The 26,594-nt window shown below is 69.8% G+C and carries 24 protein-coding genes; 13 read left to right on the top strand and 11 right to left on the bottom strand.

Features of this window, described 5'->3' with window-relative positions; genetic code table 11:
- The first annotated feature begins 31 nt into the window (after positions 1–31).
- Positions 32–670, top strand: coding sequence for a DNA-directed RNA polymerase subunit beta (locus ACFXP5_RS13825; protein ID WP_394545031.1), 639 nt, complete (start codon positions 32–34; stop codon positions 668–670).
- A 215-nt stretch (positions 671–885) separates the two neighbouring features.
- Entirely contained in the window at positions 886–1,770 is an 885-nt protein-coding gene (locus ACFXP5_RS13820) for an aminodeoxychorismate lyase (protein WP_394529004.1), read from the top strand.
- Positions 1,771–2,085: 315 nt separating this feature from the next.
- Here the strand turns inward: ACFXP5_RS13820 and ACFXP5_RS13815 are convergent, their stop codons facing one another.
- The 5 genes from ACFXP5_RS13815 to ACFXP5_RS13795 form a co-directional block, all read right to left on the bottom strand.
- Positions 2,086–2,910 carry a DUF559 domain-containing protein gene (locus ACFXP5_RS13815; protein WP_394545030.1) on the bottom strand — a complete coding sequence of 275 codons (825 nt, stop codon included), beginning with the start codon at positions 2,908–2,910 and terminating at the stop codon, positions 2,086–2,088.
- 565 nt (positions 2,911–3,475) lie between these two features.
- The gene (gene pstB / locus ACFXP5_RS13810; protein WP_394529002.1) at positions 3,476–4,255 is read right to left on the bottom strand and encodes a phosphate ABC transporter ATP-binding protein PstB; all 780 of its coding nucleotides are present in this window, start codon (positions 4,253–4,255) and stop codon (positions 3,476–3,478) included.
- Between the two features lie 17 nt (positions 4,256–4,272).
- Positions 4,273–5,388, bottom strand: coding sequence for a phosphate ABC transporter permease PstA (gene pstA, locus ACFXP5_RS13805; RefSeq protein ID WP_394545029.1), 1,116 nt, complete (start codon positions 5,386–5,388; stop codon positions 4,273–4,275).
- The gene (pstC, locus tag ACFXP5_RS13800; protein ID WP_394529000.1) at positions 5,385–6,392 is read right to left on the bottom strand and encodes a phosphate ABC transporter permease subunit PstC; all 1,008 of its coding nucleotides are present in this window, start codon (positions 6,390–6,392) and stop codon (positions 5,385–5,387) included. Before pstC ends, pstA begins: the two co-directional genes overlap by 4 nt.
- Before the next feature lie 192 nt (positions 6,393–6,584).
- Positions 6,585–7,715 carry a phosphate ABC transporter substrate-binding protein PstS gene (locus tag ACFXP5_RS13795; RefSeq protein ID WP_394545028.1) on the bottom strand — a complete coding sequence of 377 codons (1,131 nt, stop codon included), beginning with the start codon at positions 7,713–7,715 and terminating at the stop codon, positions 6,585–6,587.
- A gap of 174 nt (positions 7,716–7,889) precedes the next feature.
- Between ACFXP5_RS13795 and ACFXP5_RS13790 the strand changes: the two genes are divergently transcribed.
- From ACFXP5_RS13790 to ACFXP5_RS13780, 3 genes are read left to right on the top strand one after another with little or no spacing between them, the layout of a single operon-like run.
- Positions 7,890–8,435, top strand: coding sequence for a hypothetical protein (locus ACFXP5_RS13790; protein ID WP_394545027.1), 546 nt, complete (start codon positions 7,890–7,892; stop codon positions 8,433–8,435).
- Positions 8,432–12,394 carry a Pls/PosA family non-ribosomal peptide synthetase gene (locus ACFXP5_RS13785; RefSeq protein ID WP_394545026.1) on the top strand — a complete coding sequence of 1,321 codons (3,963 nt, stop codon included), beginning with the start codon at positions 8,432–8,434 and terminating at the stop codon, positions 12,392–12,394. The genes ACFXP5_RS13790 and ACFXP5_RS13785 overlap by 4 nt, the downstream gene beginning before the upstream one ends.
- Positions 12,391–13,749: a M1 family metallopeptidase gene (locus tag ACFXP5_RS13780; RefSeq protein WP_394545025.1), complete on the top strand. Its 1,359-nt coding sequence runs from the start codon at positions 12,391–12,393 to the stop codon at positions 13,747–13,749. The genes ACFXP5_RS13785 and ACFXP5_RS13780 overlap by 4 nt, the downstream gene beginning before the upstream one ends.
- Here the strand turns inward: ACFXP5_RS13780 and ACFXP5_RS13775 are convergent.
- From ACFXP5_RS13775 to ACFXP5_RS13765, 3 genes are read right to left on the bottom strand one after another with little or no spacing between them, the layout of a single operon-like run.
- Entirely contained in the window at positions 13,703–14,314 is a 612-nt protein-coding gene (locus ACFXP5_RS13775; RefSeq protein WP_394545024.1) for a 4'-phosphopantetheinyl transferase family protein, read from the bottom strand. The genes ACFXP5_RS13780 and ACFXP5_RS13775 overlap by 47 nt on opposite strands.
- A 3-nt stretch (positions 14,315–14,317) precedes the next feature.
- Positions 14,318–15,256: an NUDIX hydrolase gene (locus ACFXP5_RS13770; protein ID WP_394545023.1), complete on the bottom strand. Its 939-nt coding sequence runs from the start codon at positions 15,254–15,256 to the stop codon at positions 14,318–14,320.
- Positions 15,253–17,421, bottom strand: coding sequence for an RNA degradosome polyphosphate kinase (locus ACFXP5_RS13765; RefSeq protein ID WP_394528993.1), 2,169 nt, complete (start codon positions 17,419–17,421; stop codon positions 15,253–15,255). The genes ACFXP5_RS13770 and ACFXP5_RS13765 overlap by 4 nt, the downstream gene beginning before the upstream one ends.
- A gap of 139 nt (positions 17,422–17,560) precedes the next feature.
- Here ACFXP5_RS13765 and ACFXP5_RS13760 point away from each other — a divergent pair, with 139 nt between their 5' ends.
- The gene (locus ACFXP5_RS13760) at positions 17,561–18,106 is read left to right on the top strand and encodes a hypothetical protein (protein WP_394528992.1); all 546 of its coding nucleotides are present in this window, start codon (positions 17,561–17,563) and stop codon (positions 18,104–18,106) included.
- 30 nt (positions 18,107–18,136) lie between these two features.
- Here the strand turns inward: ACFXP5_RS13760 and ACFXP5_RS13755 are convergent, their stop codons facing one another.
- Entirely contained in the window at positions 18,137–18,829 is a 693-nt protein-coding gene (locus ACFXP5_RS13755; protein ID WP_394528991.1) for a winged helix-turn-helix domain-containing protein, read from the bottom strand.
- 108 nt (positions 18,830–18,937) lie between these two features.
- Here ACFXP5_RS13755 and ACFXP5_RS13750 point away from each other — a divergent pair, with 108 nt between their 5' ends.
- From ACFXP5_RS13750 to ACFXP5_RS13735, 4 genes are all read left to right on the top strand, one after another.
- Positions 18,938–19,228 (top strand): hypothetical protein, encoded by a 291-nt coding sequence (locus ACFXP5_RS13750; protein WP_394545022.1) that lies wholly within the window; start codon positions 18,938–18,940, stop codon positions 19,226–19,228.
- Positions 19,229–19,356: 128 nt separating this feature from the next.
- Positions 19,357–19,956: a heme-binding beta-barrel domain-containing protein gene (locus ACFXP5_RS13745; RefSeq protein ID WP_394528989.1), complete on the top strand. Its 600-nt coding sequence runs from the start codon at positions 19,357–19,359 to the stop codon at positions 19,954–19,956.
- Positions 19,956–21,044, top strand: coding sequence for a CAF17-like 4Fe-4S cluster assembly/insertion protein YgfZ (ygfZ, locus tag ACFXP5_RS13740; protein WP_394545021.1), 1,089 nt, complete (start codon positions 19,956–19,958; stop codon positions 21,042–21,044). The genes ACFXP5_RS13745 and ygfZ overlap by 1 nt, the downstream gene beginning before the upstream one ends.
- A 15-nt stretch (positions 21,045–21,059) precedes the next feature.
- Complete coding sequence (locus ACFXP5_RS13735; RefSeq protein ID WP_394545020.1) at positions 21,060–22,196, top strand: FUSC family protein; 1,137 nt, start codon at positions 21,060–21,062, stop codon at positions 22,194–22,196.
- Positions 22,197–22,206: 10 nt separating this feature from the next.
- Here the strand turns inward: ACFXP5_RS13735 and ACFXP5_RS13730 are convergent, their stop codons facing one another.
- Positions 22,207–23,001, bottom strand: a complete 795-nt coding sequence (locus ACFXP5_RS13730) for a class I SAM-dependent methyltransferase (protein WP_394545019.1) — start codon at positions 22,999–23,001, stop codon at positions 22,207–22,209.
- A 39-nt stretch (positions 23,002–23,040) separates the two neighbouring features.
- Here ACFXP5_RS13730 and ACFXP5_RS13725 point away from each other — a divergent pair, with 39 nt between their 5' ends.
- Positions 23,041–23,790, top strand: coding sequence for a phosphoglyceromutase (locus tag ACFXP5_RS13725; protein WP_394545018.1), 750 nt, complete (start codon positions 23,041–23,043; stop codon positions 23,788–23,790).
- Positions 23,791–23,858: 68 nt separating this feature from the next.
- Here the strand turns inward: ACFXP5_RS13725 and phoU are convergent, their stop codons facing one another.
- A complete protein-coding gene (gene phoU, locus ACFXP5_RS13720) occupies positions 23,859–24,527 on the bottom strand; it encodes a phosphate signaling complex protein PhoU (RefSeq protein WP_394545017.1) in 669 nt (222 codons plus the stop codon).
- Positions 24,528–24,696: 169 nt separating this feature from the next.
- Here phoU and ACFXP5_RS13715 point away from each other — a divergent pair, with 169 nt between their 5' ends.
- Together ACFXP5_RS13715 and ACFXP5_RS13710 are read left to right on the top strand one after the other, a co-directional pair.
- Positions 24,697–25,914, top strand: coding sequence for a sensor histidine kinase (locus ACFXP5_RS13715; protein WP_394528983.1), 1,218 nt, complete (start codon positions 24,697–24,699; stop codon positions 25,912–25,914).
- A complete protein-coding gene (locus ACFXP5_RS13710; protein ID WP_394545016.1) occupies positions 25,911–26,594 on the top strand; it encodes a winged helix-turn-helix domain-containing protein in 684 nt (227 codons plus the stop codon). Before ACFXP5_RS13715 ends, ACFXP5_RS13710 begins: the two co-directional genes overlap by 4 nt.

Here is a 26,594-nt window from a genome sequence, read left to right as displayed (position 1 = left end):
GCGTCCCTCCTCCGCGGGTTAGCCTGGAGGGGTGACGGACGACGAACGGGAGTACCACAAGCCGGTTCGCCGGCCCGCGGAACTCTTCGACCGACTCTTCTCGGGGGATGACCCGGCCGAGGTCTCACGCGTCGCGCACAGCACGGCGCACGCCCTGCTCGCGCGGGTGCGCGATGACCCCACCGCCGACGTCGTTCAGCGACTGGTCGCCTTCACCGACGACCACGGCATCGACGACATCGCGGAGCTGTGGTCTCGCTCGCCGGCGCGGTCGCTGCCGGGCGCGTTGTGGCGGCTGTACCTGCTGCAGCTGATGATCCACGACGATCCCCTGACCGCGGCGCTGCTGTACGAACGCGGGCGGGTGGAGATCGCGTCCGCGGATCCGGTCGTGGCGGGAGCGCCGACGCCCGCGAGCCCCGACGAACTCGTCGCGTTGATCGACACGATCCTGCGCGGGCTCTTCGAAGGCGATTTCGCCGTGGCCCTCGACCGCGCCGCCGCGTTCTGCCGCGTGCAGGCCGCCGGTGCGACGTACCTCGCGGATGATTACGAGGCCACGGAGCCCGACCGCGCGTCCGTCCTCACGACGCGGGCAGCCCGCCTGGCGACGTACGGCGCCGACCTCACGGCGTGCGCCGCCCTCCGGCGCCGCGACTCGCTCGACTGAGCTCTTCGGCCGCGACTGGCTCGACGGAGTTCTCGGCCGCGCCGTGCGAGCGCGCGTGCACCTGCGCGAGGGCGCGAAAAAGCCGGGCCGCAGAAACGCCTCTCGGCGCATGGCCGCTCGCGGCGGCAAATTTTGGAGCCCGGGGTTACTGCGGCCCGGCTACACCAGTGTAACAAGCGCGCTGGTCGGCTATTCCCACGGCCTAGGCTCGGGGCATGGCTTGGCGTCTCGCTCTCGTGATCGACCCCGCAGCATCCGATGATCCGCGAAGCGAGTTCGCGGACACCTTCACCCCTATCGATCCGACCGCCCCGGCGCTCAGCGTGGGGGAGCTGAGCACGCAGCGCGGAGACGGCATCTTCGAGTCGATCGGCGTCGTCAACGGCCATCCGCAAGAGGTCGGACCCCACCTCGAGCGCCTCGCGCACTCGGCGGCGCTGTGCGACCTCCCGGCGCCGAACCTCGCGCAGTGGCGACAGGCCGTGGCGCAGTTGGCGGATGCTGCCGAGCCCGGCGAGAGCGTCATCAAACTCATCCTCAGCCGCGGCGTCGAACACGGACCCGCTCCGACGGCGTGGGGAACCCTCGCCCCCGCAGCGGACAACTCCCGCGTCCGGGAGGAGGGAGTGCGGGTCGTCGCCCTCGATCGCGGTTACGGGGTCAACGCCTCGGTCGACGCGCCCTGGCTGTTGCTGGGCGCGAAGACCCTGTCGTACGCCGTCAACATGGCTGCGATCCGCGAGGCGAAACGGCGCGGCGCCGATGACGCGGTGTTCGTGTCGTCGGACGGGTACCTGCTCGAGGGGCCGACCTCATCGCTCGTGCTGCGCTTCGGCGACACCTTCGTCACTCCCGCGCCGGGAGGCGGCATCCTGCACGGCACGACCCAGTTGAGCCTGTTCGCCCACCTGGCCGAGCTCGGCTTCGCGACGGAGTACCGCGCCGTGGAGACCGACGAGCTCGGACGAGCGGACGCTGCCTGGCTCGTCTCGAGTGTGCGCCTCGCCGCGCCGATCGCCGCTGTCGACGGGGTTCCCCTCGCCGTCGACCGGGACTTCACCGCCGAGCTCAACGCCTACCTGTTGTCCCCCCGCGACTGACCCTCCCCGGGCGCCCCTGACCCGCCCTGTCTCCGCACAACTTCGGAGGTTTCGGCCGACACGCCGTTCGGCGGCGGGTCAGCCGAGCCGCTCGGGCGAGAACCTCCGAAGTTGTGCGCGCGGGGTCGGTCGCAGCATCCGCCGTGGATCGTTCCCCTGACGCGCCTCCACCGGGCGACCCCTTCGCGGCGCCGCACAACTTCGGAGGTTTCGGCCGACACGCCGTACAGCGGCGGGTCAGCCGAGCGCTGGGACGAGAACCTCCGAAGTTATGTGCGCGCGGGCGCGGCGCATCGGCCCCGGCACCCGCCCGGGTCAGAGGTGGCGGCCCGCGGCGAGCTGGGCGAGGATGGCCCGTTCGACCAACGGCCAGTCGTGCACCACGAGGGCGTAGTCGAAGCGGAGGGTGAGGTAACCCTGGGCGGCCGCGCGCGCGTCGCGCAGCAGGTCTTTGTGGCGGAGGTTCGCACCGTCGTGATTCTCGCGCCCGTCCACCTCGACGATGAGGTGCTCGCCGATCAGGAGGTCGACACGCCCGACGTTGGCGATGAACACCTGGGTGCGCACCACGAGACGATATCGGCGCAGCCGCCACCGCACGAGCGACTCCAGACCGCTGTCAGCGTCCCATCGAGCAAGCCTCAGGGCCTCGCGGCCGGCCTTGTTGGTGTGCGAGCGCAGCCAGGTCAGGCCCTTTCGAGTGACGCGACGCAGCCGCATGGCGGATTCGAGCGCGACGAAGAACTCCTCCGTCCCGCAGCAGCGCAGGATCTGGCGGAGGATCCGTGGAATCGAGGGCAGCCCGAAAGCATCCATCGTCTGCCGCTTGTCCCAGTGGATGACGCAGCGGCAGTCCTCCTCGTGCGGGTACTGGTGATCGCCGGCTCGCACGCCCACGTGAAGATCCGCCCCGTCGGCGAGGACCCACAGGCCCTCATGGCGTGCCGCGCTCAGGCAGTGGAGCGTCCCACCGTGCCGGGCCGCAGCCGTCGCCTCGTCGCACGCCTCGTCGGTGGCGTAGATCCCCCGACGAACGCGGGTCAGCGACCCCTCGGCCAGGGCGTGATCGATCGCCGTCCGCGACCATCCGTCGGCGCACAGACCGCGATACGTCGAGAACTCGCGGTCGATCGTGCACACGGCTCCACCCTCGCCGGTCGGTCCCGCGGCTGTGCCCTGTCAGGGCTCACCGGTGCACAACCGGCCCGGTCGAAGCGGCTGTGGAGGAACCGACGTCGTGCAGAACTTCGGATGCTTTGGCCGAAACCTCGGGAGAAACCCCGATCGGAGGGGGCGTAGGCGAAAGCTCCGAAGTTGTGCGGATGGGAGCGCCGGGAGAGGGGGTGAGGGCAAAGAGGGCGGGAAAGGAAGGGGGTGGGGGTCGGTCCACGCACAACTTCGGATGCTTCGCCCCGAACCCCGTGAGAAACGTCGATCGGTGGGGGTCTCGGGCGAAACCTCCGAAGTTGTGCGGATGCGAGAGCCGGGTGGAGGGATGGAGGGCAAGAGGGCGGGAAAGGAAGGGGGTGGGGGTCGGTCCACGCACAACTTCGGATGCTTCGGCCGAAACCCCGTGAGAAACCCCGATCGGAGAGGGGCGTGGGCGAAAGCTCCGAAGTTGTGCGGATGGTGGGGGGAGGAGGCAGAAGAGGGAGGGGGAAACACGAAGGCCCCCGCCGGAGCGGGGGCCTTCAGTGAGTTCGGATCAACCGAAGCGGCCCGAGACGTAGTCCTCGGTCGCCTTCACGGTCGGCTGCGTGAAGATCGCCTTGGTGTCGTTGTACTCGATCAGCTTGCCGGGCTTACCGGTGCCGGCGATGTTGAAGAACGCCGTCTTGTCCGACACGCGGCTGGCCTGCTGCATGTTGTGCGTCACGATGACCACGGTGTACTGGTTCTTGAGCTCGGAGATGAGCTCTTCGATCGCGTAGGTCGAGATCGGGTCGAGGGCCGAGCACGGCTCGTCCATCAGGATGACGTCGGGCGAGACCGCGATCGCCCGCGCGATGCACAGACGCTGCTGCTGGCCACCGGAGAGACCGGCACCCGGCTTCTCGAGGCGGTCCTTGACCTCGTTCCAGAGGTTGGCGCCCTGCAGGGACTTCTCGACCAGGGCGTCGGCGTCGGACTTCGACAGGCGGCGGTTGTTGAGTCGCACACCCGCCAGCACGTTGTCCCGGATCGACATCGTGGGGAACGGGTTCGGACGCTGGAACACCATGCCCACCTGGCGGCGGACGAGCACGGGGTCGACGCCCGGGCCGTAGAGGTTGTCGCCGTCGAGGAGGACTTCACCCTGCACGGAAGCGCCGGGGATCACCTCGTGCATGCGGTTCAGGGTGCGCAGGAACGTGGACTTGCCGCAACCCGACGGGCCGATGAAGGCGGTCACGCTGCGCGGTGCGATCTCGATCGAGACGCCCTCGACCGCGAGGAAGTCGCCGTAGTAGACGTTCAGGTCATTGACTTCGATGCTCTTGGACACGCTGAGTGCCTTCCTTGCTAGCGGGTCTTCGGCGCGAATGCGGTCGCGACGATCCGGGCGATGAGGTTGAAGATGACGACCAGGACCACGAGCAGGAACGCGGCGCCCCACGCCTGGGACTGGCTCGCGGAGATGTCGGTCGTCGGGAAGCTGTAGTTCGTGTACGCCATGACCGCGAGGGTCTGCATGGGGCCGGACGTCGGGTTGGTGTTCAGCGCGTCGGTGAAGCTCGCCGCGATGAAGATCGGTGCGGTCTCACCGACGATGCGTGCGATAGCGAGCACCACACCGGTCACGATTCCGCTCACGGCCGTGCGCAGCACGATCTTGATGATCGTGGTCGAACGCGGCACGCCCAGGGCGTACGACGCTTCGCGCAGTTCCATCGGAACGAGGCGCAGCATCTCCTCGGTCGATCGGACGACGATCGGGATCATCAGCACGCTCAAGGCCACCGCCGCGGAGATACCGCTGAACGATCCCGGTCCGAAGATGAGGGAGAACAGCGAGAACGCGAACAGACCGGCGACGATGGAGGGGATGCCGGTCATGACGTCGACGAAGAACGTGATCGCACGACGCAGCGGGTTGGTCGGCTGCGCGTACTCCGTCAGATAAATGGCGGTCAGGATGCCGATGGGCACCGAGATGAGGGTCGCGAGCCCCGTGATGATCAGCGTGCCGACGACCGCCTGCAGGGCGCCGGGAACGTACACGACCTCGAGGGTGTCGGGGTTGAACTGCGAGCCGCCGACCTTCGTGATGAAGTCCCAGTTCACGACCGAGATGCCCTGAGCCACCACCGTGAAGAGGGTGGACACCAGCGGAATGACCGCCAGCACGAACGCGCTGGTCACGAGGCCGCGGATGACGCGATCGGTCGCCTTGCGGCGGCTCTCGACGATGGCGGACGCCACCGCGATCGCGATCAGGTAGAGGATCGCGGTGAAGAACAGCCAGACGCCGATATTCAGGGTCTGAGTGACCGCGAACAGCACGAGTGCGACGACGACGGCCGTGCCCACGAGGATGGCCGGCTCGATGAACCGGGGCAGCTGACCACTCGTGAGCTTCGACGCGCTCGACGCGGGGCGCTGACGGGGGTCGGCGGTGTTGGTCGTGGTGGCGGTCATGCGCGCTTTCCTTCCTTACGGCGCTTGGTATCGCCCTTCTTACGGGTGACCAGGAAGCGAGCGAGCATGTTGACGCCGAACGAGATGACGAAGAGCATCAAACCCGTTCCGATGAGGGCGGATCGCTGCAGTTCGTCGGAGATGGGGAAGTTCAATGCGATGTTCGCGGCGATCGTCTGCGAGTTGTAGCCGTCCGTGAGGAGGTGCACGGAGAAGATCAGCGACGGCGAGATGATGAGCGCGATGGCCATCGTCTCACCCAGCGCGCGACCGAGTCCGAGGAGGGTCGCCGACACCATGCCGCTACGGGCGTAGGGCAGCACCGCCAGCTTGATCATTTCCCATCGAGTGGCACCGAGCGCGAGCGCGGCCTCTTCGTTGAGACGCGGGGTCTGCAGGAAGATCTCTCGGCTGATCGAGGTCACGATCGGCAGGATCATCACGGCCAGCACCACGCCACCGGCGAGCATCGTGGAGCCGGTCGAGGACACGGGGCCTTCGAAGAGGGGAATCCACCCCAGGTACTCATTGAGGAACTGCGACAGCGGCAGCAGCAGGGGGCGGATCACGATGATGCCCCACAGCCCGAACACGATCGAGGGGACGGCCGCCAGGAGGTCGATGACGTATCCCAGGGGGCCGGCGAGTCGCCGCGGGGCGTAGTGCGAGATGAACAGCGCGATGCCGATCGCAACGGGAGCGCCGAGGATCATGGCGATGAAGGCGGCCCAGATGCTTCCCCACAGGAGGGGGGCGACGTACTCCCAGAAGCTTCCCCACGGCACCTGCGCGGGGTTCTGGATAGCGCTCAGCGACGGATTGTCGACCCAGTTCGCCGAGATGGCGGGCAGACCCTGGATGATCAGGAAGATGGCGACGCCCGCCAGGATCACGAGGATCGATATCGCGGACGCGGTGGAGAGGCCGAGGAAGATCGTGTCGCCCGGACGGCGCTTCGCAGCGATCTTCGCGGGCGTGGGGGCGGAGGCGGTCGCGTTAGTCATTGCGCTCCTGTGGGTGACGGGTCGACACCTTGACTCCTTCAGTCGGGCTTCGCCGGGTGGTCGGGTTGCGCATGAGCTGGTCGGACACTCAGCGCGGCCTCCGAAGCAATGACTTCGGCAACCCCGCTCAGTGTTGTCCCCGGCCGAGGAGAACCTCGGCCGGGGACAGCTGTTTCAGATCAAAGATCTGAATTACTTGATCGCGGCGATGCTCTCCTGAGCGGCCTCGAGGATCTCGGTCGGCAGCGGAGCGGAACCGGCGTTCTTGGCAGCGATGGCCTGGCCATCGGTGCTGGTCACGAACGAGAGGTAGCTCTTCGTGAGAGCAGCCTGGTCGGCGTCCTTGAAGGTGGAGCAGACGACCGCGTACGAAGCCAGCGGGATCGGGTAGGTCTCAGCCGTCAGCTTCGAGTAGTCGAACTTCTTCGACAGGTCGCCGGTCACGCCGTTCGAGGCGTCGACCGCCGCGGCGGTGAACGTTGCGGCGACAGCGTCGGGGCTGAACTCGATGGGAGTTCCGTCCTGGATGATCGCGACCGAGCTGAGGTCACCGATAGCGGAGTGGTCGGCGTAGCCGATCGTGTTCGCACCCGACGTCACGGTGTTGACGACGCCCGAGCCGCCCTTCTGAGCCGACACGTTGCCGGTGACGGGCCACGCGTTGGCGGCGGGGTAGGGCCAGTCGGTCGTCTGCGCAGCGGCGAGGTAGTTGGTGAAGTTCTGCGTGGTGCCCGAGCCGTCCGAACGCACGACGGTGGTGATGGCGCCGGCGGGAAGCGCGGTGCCGTTGTCGGCCGTGATGGCGGGGTCGGACCAGTCGGTGATCTGCAGGTTGAAGATCTTGGCGATCGTCGCGCCCGAGAGCTTGAGGTCGGTGACGCCCTCGACGTTGTAAATGATCGAGACGCCGTCGAGGTAGACGGGGATGTTGATGCCACCCTCGCAGAGAGCCTGCGACTGCTCGGTCTGGTCGGCCTTCAGGGGCGAGTCGGAGCCGGCGAAGTCGTAGGCGCCGCTCAGGAAGTTGGTGACGCCACCGCCGGAGCCCTGCGACTGGTCGTAGTTCACGGTCACGCCGGCGACCTGCGCCTTGTACGCGCTGATCCAGGCGTTCTGGGCGTTGCCCTGGGCGCTGGAACCGCCCGCGGTCAGGGTGCCGGTGCCACTGGTGTCGATGGTCGCGGCGACCTCGTCGCTGGCTGCGGAGGACGAGGAGCTGGGGGCGGCGCTGGAGCCGGCCGTGCTGCCGGACGAGCAGCCGGCGAGGGCGAGGGCTGCGACGGCAGCCACGGCGCCCAGCTGGGCGAAACGAGTGAGCTTCACTGTGTGAATCCTTCGGATAAGGAGGAGAAAACCCGGTAAGGGTTCGAAACCCGGTGCAGGGTTCGCAGTGCACGCTAGACAGCCACTCTTAAGGGCCCGGGCTGAAGAGGTGAACGGAAGGTGAACGGCCCCGGGATTCCGCGGGTAAACGGGCCGCAAGATTAGGATGGGGTCATGGCTAAGACGACGAAAACCGAGCGCCGGGCATTCGACGCGTTGAAAGATGCCGCGGACGCATCCAAGACCGCGAAGAAGGCCGCGAAGACGCTCGAGGGCAAGCCGGCACGTGCCCTGAAGGAGCTCGCGAGCGAGGCGGCGGAGATCGCCGACCTGTCGAAGAAGGCTGTGCGCAAGCATCCGAAACGCGTCGCCAAGCGAGCCGAGAAGGTGACGGCGAAGACCGAGGCGGCCACCGAGGTCGCCCTGAAGGCCAAGCGCCGGCCCCCGATGGTGCTCAAGGGCAAGAAGGCCCCCATCACGGTGACGCCCTCGGCCGAGGCGCCGTCGGTCGCCCCTACCCCCGCGGTCAAGGCTCCCGGGGCCGTCCCCGACTCCCTCGAGGTCGCCGAGCTGCTCGTGGCCGAGGCGGCGGCACCCGTCGTGGTGTCGCACGAGAGCTGGACGGTCGCGCAGCTGCGGGCCCGGGCCCGCGATGAGGGTCGGGCCGGGTACTCCCGTTTGACCAAGAGCCAACTGGTCGAACTGCTCGGCTTGGCGTGACCGACCCCGCCTCCTCGACCGCACAGGCGGTACTCGACCGCTCGGCAGAGGCGCCGGCGCCGCGCACCCTCATCGACGTCCTCGCCTCCGTGGCGAGCCGCCATCCCGAGGCCTCGGCGATCGACGACGGCTCCGGCGCCCTCAGCTATCGCGAGCTGATGGCCCGCGTCCGGCTGACGGCCGCTCGTCTGCACGCGGCGGGCGTGCGTCGCGGCGACCGTGTCGGGGTGCGCATGCCGTCGGGCTCGAAGGAGCTTTACGTCTCGATCCTCGGCGTCCTCGCCGCGGGCGCCGCCTACGTACCCGTCGACGCCGACGACCCCGACGACCGCGCCCGCTTGGTCTTCGGCGAGGCCGGCGTCGTCGGGATCGTCACCGGCGGGGGCACCTACACCCCGACGTTGCCGGCCGAAGAGCAGGAATCGGATGCCGGCGCCGCCCTCTTCGCGGGAGCAGCCCCCCACCCGAGCACCCGGGCGATCGAGGTCGTGGCCCCACCCAGCGTCGACGATGACGCGTGGATCATCTTCACGTCCGGCTCGACCGGGGTGCCGAAGGGCGTGGCCGTGTCGCACCGCTCCGCCGCCGCCTTCGTCGATGCGGAGGCGCGACTGTTCCTGCAGGACGCTCCACTGGGTCCGGGCGATCGCGTGCTCGCCGGTCTCTCGGTGGCCTTCGACGCTTCGTGCGAGGAGATGTGGCTGGCGTGGGGGCACGGCGCATGTCTCGTGCCCGCTCCGCGCTCGCTCGTGCGCTCGGGGGAGGACCTCGCCCCCTGGCTGCTTCGGCAGGGCATCACGGTGGTCTCCACCGTTCCCACTCTCGCCGCGATGTGGCCGAGCGATTCCATCGAGAACGTGCGCCTGCTCATCTTCGGTGGCGAGGCCTGCCCGCCCGAACTGGCTGCCCGACTGGTCGCCGAGGGGCGAGAGGTGTGGAACACCTACGGCCCGACCGAGGCCACCGTCGTCGCGTGCGCCGCGCTGCTGGACGGCTCTGTGCCCATCCGCATCGGGCTGCCCCTCGACGGCTGGAAGCTCGCCGTCGTCGACGCCGCGGGCCACCGGGTCGCCGAGGGCGAGATCGGTGAGCTGATCATCGGCGGCGTCGGCCTGGCCCGCTACCTCGATCCGGCGAAGGACGCCGAGAAGTACGCCCCCATGCCGACGCTGGGGTGGGAACGGGCGTATCGCTCCGGTGACGTCGTGCGCTTCGATCGCGAGGGTCTGGTGTTCCAGGGCCGCGCCGACGATCAGGTGAAGGTCGGCGGACGTCGCATCGAACTGGGCGAGGTCGAGTCGGCCCTGCAGGATCTGCCGGGGGTGGCCGCGGCCGCCGTCGCCGTCCGGCACACCGAGGCGGGTGTTCCCATCCTCGTCGGTTACCTCGTCCTGGAGGGCGGGGGAGACCTCGACCGCGCCGCAGCGCGCGCCGCGCTGGGCGAACGGCTCCCGGCTGCGACCATCCCGCTGCTGGCCGTGGTGGACGAGTTGCCCGTGCGCACCTCCGGCAAGGTCGACCGGGCGGCACTGCCCTGGCCGCTCCCCGGTGTCGACGCCCCGGTGGCTGCCGGACTCACGCCCACCGAGGCGTGGTTGGCCGAGCAGTGGCAAGCGGTGCTGGGAGCTGCGGTTCCCGACCGCAAGGTCGACTTCTTCGATCTCGGAGGTGGCTCGCTCAGCGCCGCGCAACTCGTTTCGCGCATCCGCGCCCGAGTGCCGGAGTTCTCCGTCGCCGACATCTACGACGTCCCGCGTCTGGGTGCGATGGCCAAGGCGCTCGGTTCTCTCGACGAGGACGACGCGGCGGCGGCGTTTCACCGTCCGCTGCCGACCCCGCGCTCGACGCAGTGGGCGCAGACCCTGCTGGGGGTACCGTTGTTCATCCTGGCGGGCATCCGCTGGCTGCTGTACCTGCTGACCGCCAGCGCCCTGCTTCAGCTCGTCCCCGGGTTCGAGGTGCTCCCCGCCACGCCCTGGGGAGTGCTCGTGGTCGGGCTGCTCGTCTTCTCCACCCCGTTCGGCCGCATGGCGATCGCAGCGGCATCGGCCCGACTGCTGCTGCGGGGCGTCCGCCCCGGTGACTACCCGCGAGGCGGCAGCGTGCACCTGCGGTTGTGGCTCGCCGAGCAGATCGCCGACCAGATCGACGCCGTCGGACTCGCCGGGGCGCCGTGGATCTCGTACTACGGCCGGGCGCTGGGCGCCAAGATCGGTCGCGACGTCGACATGCACACCCTTCCTCCGGTGACGGGGATGCTGGAGATCGGAGACGGCGCTTCGATCGAACCCGAAGTCGACCTCACCGGCTACTGGATCGACGGCGACCTCGTCCGGATCGGGGAAGTGCGGATCGGTGCCCAGGCCGCCGTCGGCGCGCGCAGCACCCTCGCGCCCGGCACCCGGATCGGCCAACGCGCCGAGATCGCCCCCGGCTCCGCGGTCTTCGGCCGCGTGAAGGCCGACCAGTACTGGGCGGGTTCGCCCGCCGTGCGCGTCGGCGGTGCGGCCGAGGGCTGGCCCGTCGGACGCCCGCCCGCCCCGCACCGGTGGCTGTGGGCCTACGGCGCCTCCGCCGTCGTCCTCGCGCTGCTTCCCCTGGCAGCCTTCGCCGTCGGCGGCCTCGTGCTGGCTCAGGGTCTTCGCGGCGCGTCGGATCTGGCGACCGCCCTGGTTGCGGCCCTGGCCTGGCTCATCCCCGCCGTCCTCGTCGCCGGGGTCGTCTTCGCCGGCGCCGTGGTCGTGCTCGTGCGCGTCCTCTCGCTCGGGCTGCACGAAGGCACCCACCCCGTGCGCAGTCGCGTCGCCTGGCAGGCGTGGACCATCGAGCGGCTGCTCGACTCCGCCCGCACGATCCTCTTCCCGCTGTACTCGAGCCTGTTCACCCCCGTGTGGTTGCGGATGCTGGGCGCCCGCGTCGGGCGCGATGTCGAAGCATCCACCGTCCTGCTCATCCCCTCGATGACGCGCATCGAGGACGGCGCCTTCCTCGCCGACGACACCATGGTCGCCTCGTACGAACTGCACGGCGGGTGGCTGCGCATCGGACAGGTGCGCATCGGCAAGCGGGCGTTCCTGGGCAACTCGGGCATGGCGGCGCCCGGTCACCGGGTGCCGCGCGACGGCCTGGTCGCGGTGCTGTCCTCCGCCCCCCTGCGGGCGAAGGCAGGGTCGTCGTGGCTCGGCTCGCCCGCCGTGCGCCTGCGCCGTCTCTCGGCGGAGGGCGACGAATCGCGCACCTACCGTCCGACCACGCGCCTGCGCGTGGCGCGGGCCCTCTGGGAGCTCTGCCGCATCGTGCCCGTTGTCGTGACGTGCGGGCTCGGCCTGCTCGTGCTCTTCGCGCTCGCCGGCCTGTGGGTGAGCGTGGGTCCGGTCTGGACCCTGCTGCTGTCGGGTCTCGTGCTGCTCGCGGCGGGCGCGGTGGCCGCCGGGGTGACGACTCTCGCCAAATGGGCGATCGTCGGCCCGATCCGCACGGGGGAGCACCCCCTGTGGTCGAGCTTCGTGTGGCGCACCGAGGTCTCCGACACCTTCACCGAGATGCTCGCGGCACCCTGGTTCGCCCGCGCGGCCACCGGCACGCCCGCCCTGGCGATCTGGCTGCGCAGCCTCGGCGCCCACATCGGTCGCGGCGTGTGGTGCGAGAGCTACTGGCTGCCCGAACCCGACCTCGTGACCCTCGGCGACGCGTCGACGGTCAACCGCGGCTGCGTCGTGCAGACGCACCTCTTCCACGACCGCATCATGAGTCTGGATGCTGTCGAACTGGAGGCCGGTTCGACCCTGGGCCCGCACAGCGTCATCCTGCCCGCCGCGACCGTCGGCGCGCACGCGACGGTCGGTCCCGCCTCCCTCGTCATGCGCGGTGAGACCGTGCCGGTGGGCACGCGGTGGAGCGGCAACCCGATCGGACCCTGGCGCGCGGTGAAGGCGCGCGCCTACCAGTCCACCCAATGATCTCTTCAGCCGTCACACCGCTGACCTCGCCGAACCGGAAGAGCGTGACTCCGATCCTCCCCGACTCCTATACCCCGCAGAGCGGCGACCCGACGTTCGCCGTCGCCTCCTACGACCTGCGCCTCGACTATCGGGTGCGCACCAACCGCCTGGAGGGCGTCGCCGTCCTCGAGGCGGTGGCCGTGACCGAGCTGCGTACCTTCACCCTCGATCTCGTCGGGTTGCGCGCAAGCCGCGTACGGGTCGACGGGGCGGCCAAGACCGCGTACCGGCAGGGTCCGCGGAAGGTGCGCGTGACCCCGCCGCAGACCATCGCGGCCGGTGCGCACTTCACGGTCGAGATCGTCTACGCGGGCCAGCCTGCGCCACGGCGCTCGCGGTGGGGGGCGGTGGGTTGGGAAGAGCTCGAGGACGGGGTGATCGTGGCCGGTCAGCCGACCGGAGCTCCGACATGGTTCCCCTGCAACGACCGTCCGAGCGACCGCGCCCTCTACCGTCTCGAGGTGACCACCGACGACGGGTACGAGGTCGCAGCCACCGGGATGACCGGCCGGGTGGTCCGCCGAGGCGGCACCGTCACCACGACCTTCGCCTCCTCGACCCCCACGGCCAGCTACCTGGCGGCCGTGCACATCGGGCGCTATCGCACGTCGACGCTGCCGGGCACCGGGTCGGCGGGTATCCCGCAGGTGCGGGTGACCGCACCCCCGGCGTTGCGGGCGCGGGTCGCCACGGCTTTCGCCGCCGTACCGCGCATGCTCGCAGCGTTCGATGCCGCGTTCGGTCCGTACCCGCAGGACACCTGCACGCTCGTCGTCACCGCCGACGTGCTGGAGATCCCGCTGGAGGCACAGGGTCTCGCGGTCTTCGGTGCCAACCACCTGGTGCCGGCGGCCCAGCGACTCGTGGCACACGAGCTTGCCCACCAATGGTTCGGCAACAGCGTGGGCCTTGCTCGATGGCAGGACATCTGGCTCAACGAGGGCTTCGCCTGTTACGCCGAATGGGTCTGGTCGGAAGCATCCGGCTCCGCCTCTGCCGCGGTCCTCGCCGCAGCCGCGCATGCCGGTCTGCTCGCTCAGCCGCAGGATCTCGTCATCGCCGACCCGGGCGCCGACCTCATGTTCGACGACCGCGTGTACAAGCGCGGGGCGCTCGCCCTGCACGCGCTACGGATCCAGCTGGGCGACGGGGGCTTCTTCGCGCTGCTGCGGGAATGGGCGGACACCTACCGCCACGCGACAGTGGTCACCGACGACTTCCGCGCGGCCGTCACCCGAGCCGGGGGAATGGCCGCCGCCGCGGTGCTCAGCGCGTGGATCGATCGGGCTCCGTTGCCGCCGCTGCCGCGCTGAGCGGCTCTGCGGATGCGAAGAGCGCTGCGGGTGTCAGCAGCGCTGCGGGGGTGACGAGCGCTGCCGACACGACGATCCCCGGCGGGCCCGTCAGGTCGAAGCCGCTCAGCGGTGCGTAGCGCCCGGGCACCCGGGCGGCCCACCCCGAGGCTCCACGGGTCACCTCGACCTCGGCGGGCTCGATGCGAAGGCCGCGCCCGTCGGCTTTGAGCGCCGCCTCGACGCGGGTCCAGGCACGCACGTCGGCAGGGCGGCCGCGGCCGAGGACGCCGGTCAGGCCCGCGCGGTCGCGCACGCCGTCGACGAGCGGTTCGGCGTCGATGCCGAGTCGGGAGGCGTTCGCCCGCGCGGTCAGGCCGACGATCGCGTAGACGCCGGCGTACGTGACCGAGGCGAGCAGCGGGGCGTCATCGAGGCGTACCGGGCCGTGCGGGCCGCCGCAGAAGGGGCAGGGGTTCGAGATGCGCGCGGCCGGGACGAGGGTCCGGATCAAGCTCCACGCCACGTCCCGGCGGTCGTCGCCGTCGGCGACTGCCGCCCACACGAGGTGGACCGTCTCGGTCATGACTCAGAAGCGGGGATCGTGCGTCTCGATCGCGATGATGCCCGAACCGGGGTCATCGACCGAGAGATGGGCGACCGAGAACGCCGCCGTGTCCAGGTTCGACGGACTGCCGAGGTAGGCCCCGGGCATCGTGCCGGTCGTGTACGCCAACTCGGTCATGATGTCGGGCAGCACCGGTCCGTGACTGCAGAGCACGACGGGCTTGCGCGCAGCGACCCGTGCGCGCACGACGGTCTTCGCATCCGAGGCGCCGATCTCCCACGCCTCCTGACTGATGAGCTCCGTGCGTTCGATGCGGCGGCCGAGGGCGGCGGACAGCGGGGTCACGGTCCTCACGCAGCGCTCGGCGGGGCTCGACCAGATGCGGCGCACCCCGAACGCCAGCAAGGGGGCGACGAGGGCGTTCGCCTGTCGACGCCCGCGGGTCGTCAGCGGACGCTCGCCCTCCGTGCCCTCCCACTCGGTGCGCGCCTTCGCCTTCGCATGGCGGAGCGCCACAAGGGGGAAGGTGCGCAGCACCCCTTCGTCCACGCGCGCGGCGAACGACTCGAGGATCTCGCGGTCGACGGGGTAGCTCAGCCGAGCGCGCGCCTTCTTCAGACTCAGCCACTCGACGGCGGCGATCTCTTTGTTGGGCGTGAACGTGGAGGTCTGGATCGCAGCATCCGTCGCCTCGGCGGCCCAGTAGTGCACGATCTTCTCGCGCCCGTTCGGCAGACGGTAGTGCGAGACGCCGACCGGGATTCCGAGCGAGACGCGGATGCCGGTCTCTTCCCGGATCTCGCGGACGGCCGTCTCCATGAGCGTCTCGTTCGCCTCGACCTTGCCCTTCGGCAGGGTCAGATCACGGTAGCTCGCCCGCGAGACGAGAAGCACGCGCAGCTTGCCGTCGACGAGGCGCCACACCACTCCGCCCGCCGCGAAGACGGTCGAGTCGGTCACCGCACCGCCCGCGCACGTCGACGCCGCTGAATGTTCGCCATTGTGCGCTCCTGCATATCGACGAGCGGTTTGCCCTCGTCGTCGGTGCTGTGCCGGTACCACTCGCCGTCGGCGTCGAGGTGCCACGAGCTCGTCGTGGGGCTCATGGCCAGATCGAAGAGGTCGTGCAGCTCGGTGAGCTGCAGCGGGGCGATCACCCGCACGAGGGCTTCGACGCGCCGGTCGAGGTTGCGGTGCATCATGTCGGCGCTGCCGATGTACACCTGCGGGTCGCCGTCGTTGTCGAACGCGAAGATGCGGGAGTGCTCGAGGTAGCGACCCAGGATGCTTCGGACGGTGATGTTCTCACTCAGTCCGGGCACGCCCGGCTTCAGCGAGCAGATGCCGCGCACCCACACCTCGACCACGACGCCGGCCTGGCTGGCGCGATAGAGAGCATCGATGATCTGCTCATCGACCATCGAGTTGACCTTGATGCGCACCCGCGCCGGTCGACCCTCCTGGGCGTTCTGGCGCTCCTTCTCGATGAGGCGCAGCAATCCCTTGCGCAGGTGCAGCGGCGCCACGAGCAGACGCTTGAACTTCTTCTCGATCGCGTAACCGCTGAGTTCGTTGAACAGGCGGGTGAGGTCGCGTCCGACCTGGTCGTCCACGGTGAACAGCCCGAAGTCTTCGTAGATACGACTCGTCTTGGGGTTGTAGTTACCGGTTCCCACGTGGCTGTAGTGACGCAGCACGCCCTCTTCCTCGCGGATGACGAGCGCGAGCTTGCAGTGGGTCTTGAGTCCGACGAGGCCGTAGACCACGTGCACGCCGGCCTTCTCGAGCTTGCGAGCCCAGACGATGTTGTTGGCCTCGTCGAAGCGCGCCTTCACCTCGACGAGGGCCAGCACCTGCTTGCCGGCTTCGGCCGCGTCGATGAGGGCCTGCACGATCGGGCTGTCGCCGGAGGTGCGGTAGAGGGTCTGCTTGATGGCGAGCACGTGCGGATCGCGTGCGGCCTGCTCGAGGAAGGCCTGCACGCTCGTCGCGAACGACTCGTAGGGGTGGTGCACGAGCACGTCGCCGCGGCGGATGGCGGCGAACAGGTCGGCGCGGCCGTTCTGCTCGGCCGGCTGGAAGGCTGCCGCGGTCTTCGGCACGTGCGCCGGGTAATGCAGGTCGGTGCGATCGATGCGCGACAGGTCGAACAGACCGCGCAGGTCCAGCGGGCCGGGGAGGCGGTAGACCTCCTGTTCGGTGACGTCGAGCTCGGTGAGGAGCAGATCGAGTGTCACGTCGTCCATGTCGTCGGTGATCTCGAGGCGGATCGGCGGGCCGAACCGGCGACGCAGCAACTCCGCCTCGAGCGCCTGGATCAGGTTCTCGGTCTCGTCCTCCTCGATCGTCATGTCCTCGTTGCGGGTGAGGCGGAAGAGGTGATGATCGAGCACCTCCATCCCCGGGAAGAGGTGGCCGAGGTGGTTGGAGATGAGCTCTTCGAGCGGCAGGTAGCGCACGCGATCGCCGCCGCCGTCCACCCGCACGAACCGCGGCAGCATCGGCGGCACCTTCAGGCGCGCGAACTCCTGGCGACCGGTGCGTGCGTTGCGAACGCGGATCGCGAGGTTCAGCGACAGGCCGGAGATGTAGGGGAACGGATGCGCGGGGTCGACCGCGAGCGGCATCAGTACCGGGAAGACCTGCGTCTGGAAGTAGGTCGTCAGGCGGCCCTGATCCTCCTCGTCGAGCGAGCCCCACGTGACGACGTCGATGCCGGCGTCGGCGAGGGCCGGGCGCACCTGGTCGTTCCAGGTGGCGGCGTGGCGCAGCTGGAGGGCGTGCGCGTCGGCGGAGATGTCGGCCAGCACCTCTTGCGGGGAACGGCCGACGTTGGTCGGGACGGCGAGGCCGGTGAGGATGCGTCGGGCGAGGCCCGCGACACGCACCATGAAGAACTCGTCGAGGTTGCTCGCGAAGATCGCGAGGAAGTTCGCCCGTTCGAGCGTCGGGAGCGTGGGGTCTTCGGCGAGCTCCAGCACACGCTGGTTGAACGCCAGCCAGCTCAGCTCTCGATCGAGGTAGCGGTTCTCCGGCAGCTGTGCGTCGGCCGCTTCCACGGCCTCGTCGAAGTCGTCGTCATCCGCGTCTCCGAGACCCGAATCGAGGGCGTCGTGTTCGATCATTGCTTCATCATTGCAGGGTGAAGTGACACATGGATGAACGCCCGGGCGGCCGAACACCCTTTCGCCCGCGCGTCAACCCGTTCGACGGAGCTTTCGGCGGCGTGTGGGGTGGGCCCTCCCTGAACCGATCGGATAGACGATGTCATCACGCAACACCCTGGTCCGCTCCCTGCACGACCTCGGCCTCGCAGCCTGGTTCGGCGGCACTCTGATGGGTGCGGTCGGACTCAACGGCGGTACGGCCGCCGCCCAAGATCCCACGGAGCGGCTGCGCCTGTCCTCGCTCGGATGGGCGAAGTGGGCCCCCGTGCAGCTCGCCGCGATCGTCGTGCACGGCGTGGGCGGCATCGGACTCATCCTCGGCAACGAGGGACGTCTGGCCGCGCAGTCCGAGGCCCGCACCAATACGTCGGTGAAGCTCGTGGTCACCGCCCTCGCCGGCGGCGCGAGCCTTTACTCCGCCCTCCTCGGCGCGAAGATCGGCAAGCACGCGGCAGAGGGCGCCGAGGGCGTCACCGAACCCTCCGAGACGGCCTCGTCCGCCCTCAAGGCGGCTCAGAGCAAGCAGAAGGTGATGCAGTGGGTCATCCCGGTCCTCACCGGCGTGCTCATCGTCCTCGGAGCCCAGCAGGGCGAGCAGCAGCGCCCGGTCGCGGGCTTCCTCGACCGGTTCACCGGCAAGTAAGCCAGGCTTCGCCTCCGCGCCCCGTGCGTCTCAGGACGTGCGGGGCGCGACCGGTGGCTGGTCGTCTTCGTACACGTTGAAGCGGTAGCCCACGTTGCGCACCGTTCCGATGAGCTGCTCGAGGTCGCCGAGCTTGGCGCGCAGTCGTCGCACGTGCACGTCGACCGTGCGGGTGCCGCCGAAGTAGTCGTAGCCCCACACCTCGCTCAAGAGCTGCTCGCGGGTGAAGACCCGGGAGGGGTGCGTGGCGAAGAAGTGCAGGAGTTGGAACTCCTTGTAGGTCAGGTCGAGCGGCTTGCCGTGCACCTTCGCCGAGTACGACGACTCGTCGATCGAGATCCCGGAGGTCTGGATGCGACTGGACACCTGCTCCTTCGACATGCGCCCGATCGCGAGGCGCACGCGGGCGTCGACCTCGGCCGGCCCCGCGGTGACGAGGATCACGTCATCGACGCCCCAGTCCGTCGAGACCGCCGTGAGGCCTCCCTCGGTGACGACGAGCACCAAGGGCGCGTCGAGTCCGGTGGTGTTGAGGATCTTGCACAACGACTTCGCCCCGACCAGGTCGAGACGGGCGTCGACGAAGATCACATCGGCGCTGGGGGCGTTCACCAACTGCGCGGGCTCAGCGGGGATCTGCCTGACTCGGTGACTGAGCAACTCGAGTGAGGGCAGCACGGAACCTCCGCCGTGGGCGGAGCTCAGAACAAGAAGCTGTGCCAACCAGGACCTCCGATGTCGCGGCGTCCCGCGACGTGCCCATCTTAGGGCGCCGGGAACTCACCGGCGTTCGCGGTGCGCTGCGCGCCCGCCGTGCGCGACAATATGCGCATGGCCGTTCCGGAGCTCGTCCCACGTCGCACGGTCGGCGGAGTCATCGCCGTCTGGGTCGTCGCGGCGCTCCTGGGTATCGCGATCGCCGTCTTCGTCCCGGGTGACGGCCAGGCGCAGTGGCTCATCGTCGGACTCGGGGGCTGCATCGTGCTCTCCTTCATCGTGCAGCTCGGTTACGGGCGGTCGCAGCAGTTCGTCGAGCGGGTGGCCGCGAGCGTTCTCGGATCGCTGGTCGTGCTCGGCGTCATCAGCGCCGGGATCGGGCTCGCGGCGATCCTGCCCCGGTAGGATGGGCGCATGGATCTCCTCGCGCTCGAAGTGTTCTACGTGGGCCTGCTCGGCTTGGCGTCGCTCTCCATCGCCTTCGTCTCGGGCGTGGTGATCAAGAACCTCTACCGCGGTCAGCGCTGACGGCCATGTTCGACCTGCCGACCGATCTGCCCGCCGACCTGGCTCCCCTCTCGTGGCTCGTCGGAGTCTGGGAGGGCACCGGGGTCATCGACTACGAGGTCCCCGATCACCGCTACACCGGTGAGTTCGCCCACCGCGTGAGCTTCAGCCACGACGGCGGCGCACACCTCAACTACTCCGCGACCGCGTGGCTCGAATCCGACGCCGGTCCGATTCCCCTGGTCTCCGAGATCGGTTACTGGCGGCTCAGTCGCCCGGCCACCGACACCGACGCCGGCCCGGGCTTGCTCCCGCCGCGCACCTCGGGCGCGATCCGCACCGCCGACGATGTCGAAGCTCTGCGCAATGCGGAAGGCGCCTTCGACATCGAGGTGTCACTCGTGCACTCCGACGGCATCAGCGAGCTCTACCTCGGTCAGGCGAAGGGGCCCCGCATCGACCTGGCCACCGACGCCGTGGTGCGCCCCTCCGGCGCCCGCGACTATGCCGCAGCGACCCGGTTGTACGGGCTCGTCGACGGCCACCTGCTCTGGGCGTGGGACATCGCCGCCTTCGGCGAGGAGCTGCGTTCGCACGCCTCCGCGCGGCTCGCGCGGGCGGAGTGATGGGCGCGGACTACTCCCGCGTCGCCGGCGCCGTCGCGGACGAACGCGGGCTGCGTCATCTCGGCAGTCCTCTCGCTGAACAGCGCACGCTCGCCGAGGGGCGCGCTCTGGCCCCGCTCGGCGACCGCCGGGTGATCAGCGTCAGCGGCGAGGATCGACTCACCTGGCTGGATTCGCTGTCGTCGCAGGCGCTCAGCCACCTCGGGTCCGGGGTGAGCACCGAGCTGTTGATCCTCGACCCCCAAGGGCGTATCGAGCACGCCGCCGCCGTGGTCGACGACGGCGCGACGACCTGGCTGATCGTGGACGACACGGATGCTGCGGGCCTCCTCGCCTGGCTCCTGAAGATGCGCTTCCGCCTCCGCGTCGAGGTGCGCGACCGCGCCGACGAGCTCGCCGTCGTGGGCGGTACCGCCGCCGCGGTCGGTGCGCTCCGCGCGGAGGCGTTCTGGCACGACCCCTGGCCCGACGTCGCACCCGGCGGGCACGGTTACGCCCTCGTCGAGCCGCATCCGGGCCGCGAACGGGACTGGACCGAGGCGATCATCCCGCTCGCCGAACTCGACGCGATCATCGCCGCTGCCGAGCGCGGCGAGGCCGCGCTCGCGGGCCTCTCCGCCGTCGACGCCCTGCGGATCGCCGCCTGGCGGCCGCGGGCGAGCGCCGACGTCGACGAACGGACGCTGCCGCACGAGCTCGACTGGATGCGTACCGCGGTGCACCTGGCCAAGGGCTGCTACCGCGGTCAGGAGACGGTCGCGAAGGTGCACAACCTGGGCCACCCGCCTCGACGCGTCGTCGCGTTGCACCTGGACGGCAGCGAGAGCGTGCTGCCCGAGCCCGGCGCCGCCGTTCGCGACGGTGACTCCGTGCTCGGTGTGGTGACCTCGGTCGCCCTGCACTACGAGGAGGGGCCGATCGCCCTCGCTCTGATCAAGCGTTCCGCTCCGGTCGACGCCGACTTCGTGGTCGATACGGCGGACGGTCCGATCGCGGCGGCTCAGGAGGTCGTGGTTCCGCCCGATGCCGGGGCCACCGCATCCGTCCCGCGTCTTCCTCGTCTGGGCCGCCGCGCCCCCGCCTCATGATCGGATCATGGGGCCGTGGTGACACCGCCTGAGAAGACACCGCCGGCTGACGAGCCCACCCCCACCACGGGGGTGATCACGACCGGATGGCGCTCACGCTTCGATCTCCGCCCGGCGCTGGCGCGGGTGCGTGACTCCGCGACCGCCATCGTGCAGATCGTCGTCGCCGCCACGGGCGCGTATACGTTCGCCCAGCTCGTGCTGGGCCACCCCGTGCCCCTCGTGGCGGCGACCGTGACGGTGTCGAGCCTCGGGCTCGTCCGAGACGCGCGTCCTCGCCGCGTCGCGGAGACCGTCGTGGGGATGCTGGTGGGCATTCTGATCGCCGAGATCATCTACGTCGTCGCCGGCAGCGGGTGGTGGCAGCTCGCTCTTGCTCTCGGCGTCACCTTGATCGTCGCGCGCTTGCTCTCCGCCCAACCCGGCTTCGCGATCGCGGCGGCGATCCAGGCCCTCATCGCCCTGACGATCGCGGCGGGAGCGCCCCCGTTTCTCCGCCTCCTGGACGGGCTCGTCGGGGGAGCGGTGGCGCTCCTGGTGACCGCCCTCGTCCCGCGGACGGCCCGCCGCACCGAGCTGCGCGACGCGCTCGCGCTCTTCGACGGCTTCGAGAGCGCGGCTTCCACCCTCGCGCAAGCCCTGCGGCGGGGCGACCGGATGCGGGCCGAGCGGGGGCTCGAGAAAGCGCGCGCCCTGCAGTCGCGCGTCGACGCCTGGCGGACGACCCTCGAATCGAGCATCGGCATCGCCCGCATCTCCCCGTTCCTGCACCGGCAGCGCTCGGAGCTCGCCCGTCACGCCCGGGTGCAGCAATCGATGGACCTCGCGACGCGCAACCTGCGAGTGGTCGCTCGGCGCACCCTCTACCTCTCCGACGACGGCGTCGCCCGGCCGGTGGCCGCCGACCTGCTCGGCGAGCTCGCCCGCGGAGCGCGCCTGGTGGCCGACTCGCTCGACGACATCTCGCTCGAACCCGCCGCGCGCGCGACGGTCCGCGCGGTGGCCGCCCGCCTCGACCCGGAAGCGGTGCTTCCCGGCGCAAGTCTCGGGGAACACAACCTGATCGCGGCCCTGCGGCCGCTCGCGGTCGACCTGCTCACGGCGACCGGCATGACCTACGACGAGGCCCGTCGCGTCGTGCCGCGCATCTGAGCGCACACCCTCAGCTCGGCGCCACCGCGCTCCACGGCACGGTGATTTCCCCCAGCCGCCAGCGCGCCCGATCACGCAGCTCCCACCCCGACTGCGCCATCGCGCCCAGCGCGGTGCGCCACCGCACCACCGGCCCGAACGGCGACTGCACGGCCGCGCGCTCCCACTCCCGATCGAGGGCGGCGAAGAACGCGTGCACCCGCTCGCCGGGGACGTTGTGGTGGATGAGCGCCTTCGGCAGGCGCTCGGCGGCGATCGAGGGGCGCTCGAGGCCCGCCAGCCGCAGCGACAGGGTGAGCGTCTGCGGCACCGTGTCGGCGGAGATCTGCGCCCACGTCACGACCCGCCCGATCTCATCGCAGGTGCCCTCCACCAGCACGCCACCCGGGGCGAGTCGCCCCGCCATCCGCCGCCAGGCATCGCTAACGGCGGCCTCGTCGTACTGACGGAGCACGTTCATCGCGCGAACGATCACCGGGCGCCGGCCCGCAGGCAGCGGGATCTCGAAACCGCCGCGCCCGAAGGAGACGCCGGTCACGCCGCTCGCTGCCAGCTGTTCCTGCGCGCGTGCCACGCGGTCCGCGTCGATCTCCAGGCCTCGTACCTGCACATCAGCACGTTCTCGCCGCAGACGGGCGTGGAGTTCGAGGGTGGTGACGGCGCTCGCACCGAACCCCAGGTCGATCACGAGCGGGTCGTCGGCACGGCGGAGGGCCGGGTGCCGGGCGATCCACCGATCGACCCGGCGCAGCCGGTTGGTGCCGGTGGTGCCCCGCGTGACCTGCCCCACCACAGCCGCGCCCATGGCCCCATGATGCCAGCCCCCGCTGGATAGACTGGCGCCATGACTGCGCCTTCTACGCTCATCCTTCTTCGTCATGGCCAGAGCGAGTGGAACGAGCTCAACCTCTTCACCGGTTGGGTCGATGTCCGCCTCACCGAGCAGGGCAAGGCCGAGGCCGCGCGCGGCGGACAGCTGCTGGCCGAAGCGGGCCTCCTTCCCGACGTGCTGCACACCTCGGTGCTCAGCCGGGCGATCCAGACGGCCAACCTCGCGCTGGACGCGGCCGATCGACTGTGGATCCCGGTGACGCGCTCGTGGCGCCTGAACGAGCGCCACTACGGCGCCCTCCAGGGCAAGGACAAGGCGCAGACGCTGGAGGAGTTCGGTCCCGAGCAGTTCAAGCTGTGGCGCCGTTCCTTCGATGTGCCGCCGCCGCCGCTCGCCGATGACAGCGAGTTCAGCCAGGTGGGCGATCCCCGCTACGTCGGGATCGACGGCGACATCCCCCGTACCGAATCGCTGAAGCTCGTCATCGACCGCCTGCTGCCCTACTGGGAGTCCGCGATCGTGCCCGATCTGCGCGCCGGCAGGACGGTGCTCGTCACCGCGCACGGCAACTCGCTCCGCGGCCTCGTGAAGCACCTCGAGAACATCGGCGACGACGAGATCGCGGAGCTCAACATCCCCACCGGCATCCCGCTCGTCTACCGACTCGACGAGAACCTCGAGCCGCTCGGCAAGGGCGAGTATCTCGACCCCGCAGCCGCCGCCGCGGGTGCCGCGGCCGTCGCGGCGCAGGGCAAGGGCTGAATTCACGCGTGAAACGAAGAAGAGCGGATGCTGACAGCATCCGCTCTTCTTTCGTTACGGCGAACTGATCAGGCGACCACGACGCTCTCGTCGGCGCCGGCCCAGTCGCCGGTGGCGAGGTAGACCACGCGCTTGGCGACCGAGACCGCGTGATCCGCGAAGCGCTCGTGGTAGCGGCTCGCGAGGGTGGCGTCGACGGTCGTACCGGCTTCGCCCTTCCACGTCTCGCCCAGCACCTTCTCGAAGACGCTGAGGTGCAGCTCGTCGATCGAGTCGTCGAGGTTGCGGATCTCTTCCGCGTGCTTCAGGTCCTCGGTGCGCAGCAGCTCCACGAGCATGTGGGCGACCGTGACGTCGAGTTCGCCCATGCGGGTGAAGGTGGACTTGAGCCCGCGCGGGATCGCCCGCTCGGGGAAGCGCGAGCGGGCCAGCTGAGCGATGTGCTCGGCCAGGTCGCCCATGCGCTCCAGTGATGCGCTGACGCGCAGGGCCGTCACGACGATCCGCAGGTCGCGGGCGACCGGCTGCTGACGGGCGAGGATCTCGATCGCCAGCTCGTCGAGAGCTGCGGCCTTATCGTCGATCACGGCGTCGGCTTCGATGACCGCCTCGGCGAGGGCGACGTCGCTGCTCGCGAACGCCATCGTCGCCCGCTCGATTGCGACGGCGACGAGCTCGGCGATCTCGACCAGCCGTCCTTGGACGTCCTCGAGGGACTGGTGGAATACTTCGCGCATCGCACTAACCTTCCTGAGTCGCGGCACATCGGTTTACATCCCGCGACTCTGCGATTTTCTCCAGCCGAGGTTAACGAGCGGTGCCGTAGGAGTGAATACTAACGGCGCGCCTGGCCGCGCCACCGTCCGGAGGCGGGGGTTGACGTCTCCCGCCGTTTACCCTTGAGCCATGGATCAGACGCGGCTCGCGCTGCTCTCCCTTCTTCTGGGAGTGGTGATCGGCGGCAGCATCGTCGGTCTGGTCGTGACCGCTTTCCGCATGCGCGAGCGCGCGATGACCGCCACCTCGGACGAGATCCCGGAGGGCGTCGGCGAAGTTCTGGGCGCGATGGACGATGCGGCCATCGTGACGGATGCGTCCTCGACGGTGCTCGCCGCATCCGCCCCGGCGGAGGCGTTCGGCATGAGGGTCGGCGAGGTCGTCCCGAGCGACGAGGTGCGCACTCTGGCGCGCTCGGCCCGCACGACCGGCGCCACGGTCACCGAGACCCTTCGACTGCGACGCGGGAGCGCACCGGCCGAAGCGCGACTGATCGCGGCGCGGGCGACGGTCATCTCGCCGCGCCTCACGCTCGTCGTCATCCGCGACATCACCGAACGCGAGCGGGTGGAGGAGATGCGACGCGACTTCGTCGCCAACACCAGTCACGAGCTGAAGACGCCCATCGGCGCGGTCAGTCTGCTCGCCGAGGCCATCGAGTCCGCCGCCGACGATCCCGATCAGGTGCGGGTGTTCACCGCGCGCCTCAGCGCCGAAGCATCCCGCCTCGCCGCTCTCACCTCGCGCATCATGAGCCTCTCCCGCCTGCAGGCTTCGGACGAACTCAACGAGGTGCGCGACGTCTCGATCGACGAGGTCGTGGCCTCGGCCGTGGACGCCCACACCCTCCAAGCCGATTCCGCACAGGTGACGCTCGTCCGCGGGGGCACCCGCGGGCTCTACGTGCGCGGCGACGGGCAGGTGCTCAGCGAGGCGCTGGGCAACCTCGTCGCCAACGCGATCGCCTATTCTCCGCTGGGTTCGAGCGTGGGGGTGGGGGTCAAGGCCGTCGACCAGATCGTGGAGATCGCCGTCACCGACCGCGGGATCGGCATCCCCGAAGCCGACCAGCAGCGCGTGTTCGAACGGTTCTACCGTGCCGACCAGGCGCGCTCGCGCCGCACCGGCGGAACCGGACTCGGCTTGTCGATCGTCAAGCACGCCGTCCAACGTCACGGCGGCGAAGTCCGGCTGTGGTCTCGTCCCGGCCGCGGCTCCACGTTCACCATCCGCCTCCCGCTGACGGCGACGCCCGACCATGAGGCGCCGCGCACCAAGGCCCGCCGGAAGTCGCGCAAAGCGGCACCGGCGGTTCGCACCACACCCGTGAAGGGGGACACCGCATGACTCGAGTGTTAATCGTCGAGGACGAACCCGACCTCGCAGACCCGCTCGCCTATCTGCTGCGCCGTGAGGGCTACGACGTGGAGATCGCCGAGGACGGCGCGATCGCTCTCACGGCCTTCCGCGAGCGGGGAGCCGACATCGTGCTGCTCGACCTGATGCTGCCGGGGATGCCGGGAACCGAGGTGGCTCGACAGCTGCGGCTCAGCTCGGCGGTGCCGATCATCATGCTGACCGCGAAGGACTCGGAGGTGGACATCGTGGTGGGCCTCGAACTCGGGGCCGACGACTACGTGACCAAGCCCTACTCGGCGCGGGAGCTGCTGGCCCGGATGCGCGCCGTGCTGCGCCGCTACGCGCAGGTCGAGGCCGACCTCGACGATCGCGTGCTCAACGGCGGGCGGGTGATGCTCGACATCGATCGGCACACCGTGTCGGTGGAGGGCGGCGAGATCAGCATGCCGCTCAAGGAGTTCGAGCTTCTCGAGGTGCTCATGCGCAACGCCGGTCGCGTTCTGACCCGCGGTCAGCTGATCGACCGGGTGTGGGGCACCGACTATTTCGGCGACACCAAGACGCTCGACGTGCACATCAAGCGCATCCGCTCACGGATCGAGCAGAACCCCAGCGATCCGAGCATGCTCGTCACCGTTCGCGGGCTCGGCTACCGCTTCGAGGGCTGA

Source organism: Microbacterium hanjuni (assembly GCF_043556395.1).
Classification (GTDB): Bacteria; Actinomycetota; Actinomycetes; order Actinomycetales; family Microbacteriaceae; genus Microbacterium.
The sequence above is the reverse complement of the archived record's forward strand: the minus strand, read 5'-3'. Positions and strand labels throughout refer to the sequence as shown.

Coding starts and splice junctions, on each gene's coding strand:
- ACFXP5_RS13730 (WP_394545019.1), bottom strand. CDS start 23,001: ATGGGCGCGGCTGTGGTGGGGCAGGTCACGCGGGGCACCACCGGCACC.
- ACFXP5_RS13750 (WP_394545022.1), top strand. CDS start 18,938: ATGGCCGTTCCGGAGCTCGTCCCACGTCGCACGGTCGGCGGAGTCATC.
- ACFXP5_RS13725 (WP_394545018.1), top strand. CDS start 23,041: ATGACTGCGCCTTCTACGCTCATCCTTCTTCGTCATGGCCAGAGCGAG.
- ACFXP5_RS13775 (WP_394545024.1), bottom strand. CDS start 14,314: ATGACCGAGACGGTCCACCTCGTGTGGGCGGCAGTCGCCGACGGCGAC.
- ACFXP5_RS13765 (WP_394528993.1), bottom strand. CDS start 17,421: ATGATCGAACACGACGCCCTCGATTCGGGTCTCGGAGACGCGGATGAC.
- ACFXP5_RS13820 (WP_394529004.1), top strand. CDS start 886: ATGGCTTGGCGTCTCGCTCTCGTGATCGACCCCGCAGCATCCGATGAT.
- ACFXP5_RS13780 (WP_394545025.1), top strand. CDS start 12,391: ATGATCTCTTCAGCCGTCACACCGCTGACCTCGCCGAACCGGAAGAGC.
- ACFXP5_RS13790 (WP_394545027.1), top strand. CDS start 7,890: ATGGCTAAGACGACGAAAACCGAGCGCCGGGCATTCGACGCGTTGAAA.
- ACFXP5_RS13715 (WP_394528983.1), top strand. CDS start 24,697: ATGGATCAGACGCGGCTCGCGCTGCTCTCCCTTCTTCTGGGAGTGGTG.
- ACFXP5_RS13745 (WP_394528989.1), top strand. CDS start 19,357: ATGTTCGACCTGCCGACCGATCTGCCCGCCGACCTGGCTCCCCTCTCG.
- pstC (WP_394529000.1), bottom strand. CDS start 6,392: ATGACTAACGCGACCGCCTCCGCCCCCACGCCCGCGAAGATCGCTGCG.
- ACFXP5_RS13710 (WP_394545016.1), top strand. CDS start 25,911: ATGACTCGAGTGTTAATCGTCGAGGACGAACCCGACCTCGCAGACCCG.
- ACFXP5_RS13760 (WP_394528992.1), top strand. CDS start 17,561: ATGTCATCACGCAACACCCTGGTCCGCTCCCTGCACGACCTCGGCCTC.
- ygfZ (WP_394545021.1), top strand. CDS start 19,956: ATGGGCGCGGACTACTCCCGCGTCGCCGGCGCCGTCGCGGACGAACGC.
- phoU (WP_394545017.1), bottom strand. CDS start 24,527: ATGCGCGAAGTATTCCACCAGTCCCTCGAGGACGTCCAAGGACGGCTG.
- pstA (WP_394545029.1), bottom strand. CDS start 5,388: ATGACCGCCACCACGACCAACACCGCCGACCCCCGTCAGCGCCCCGCG.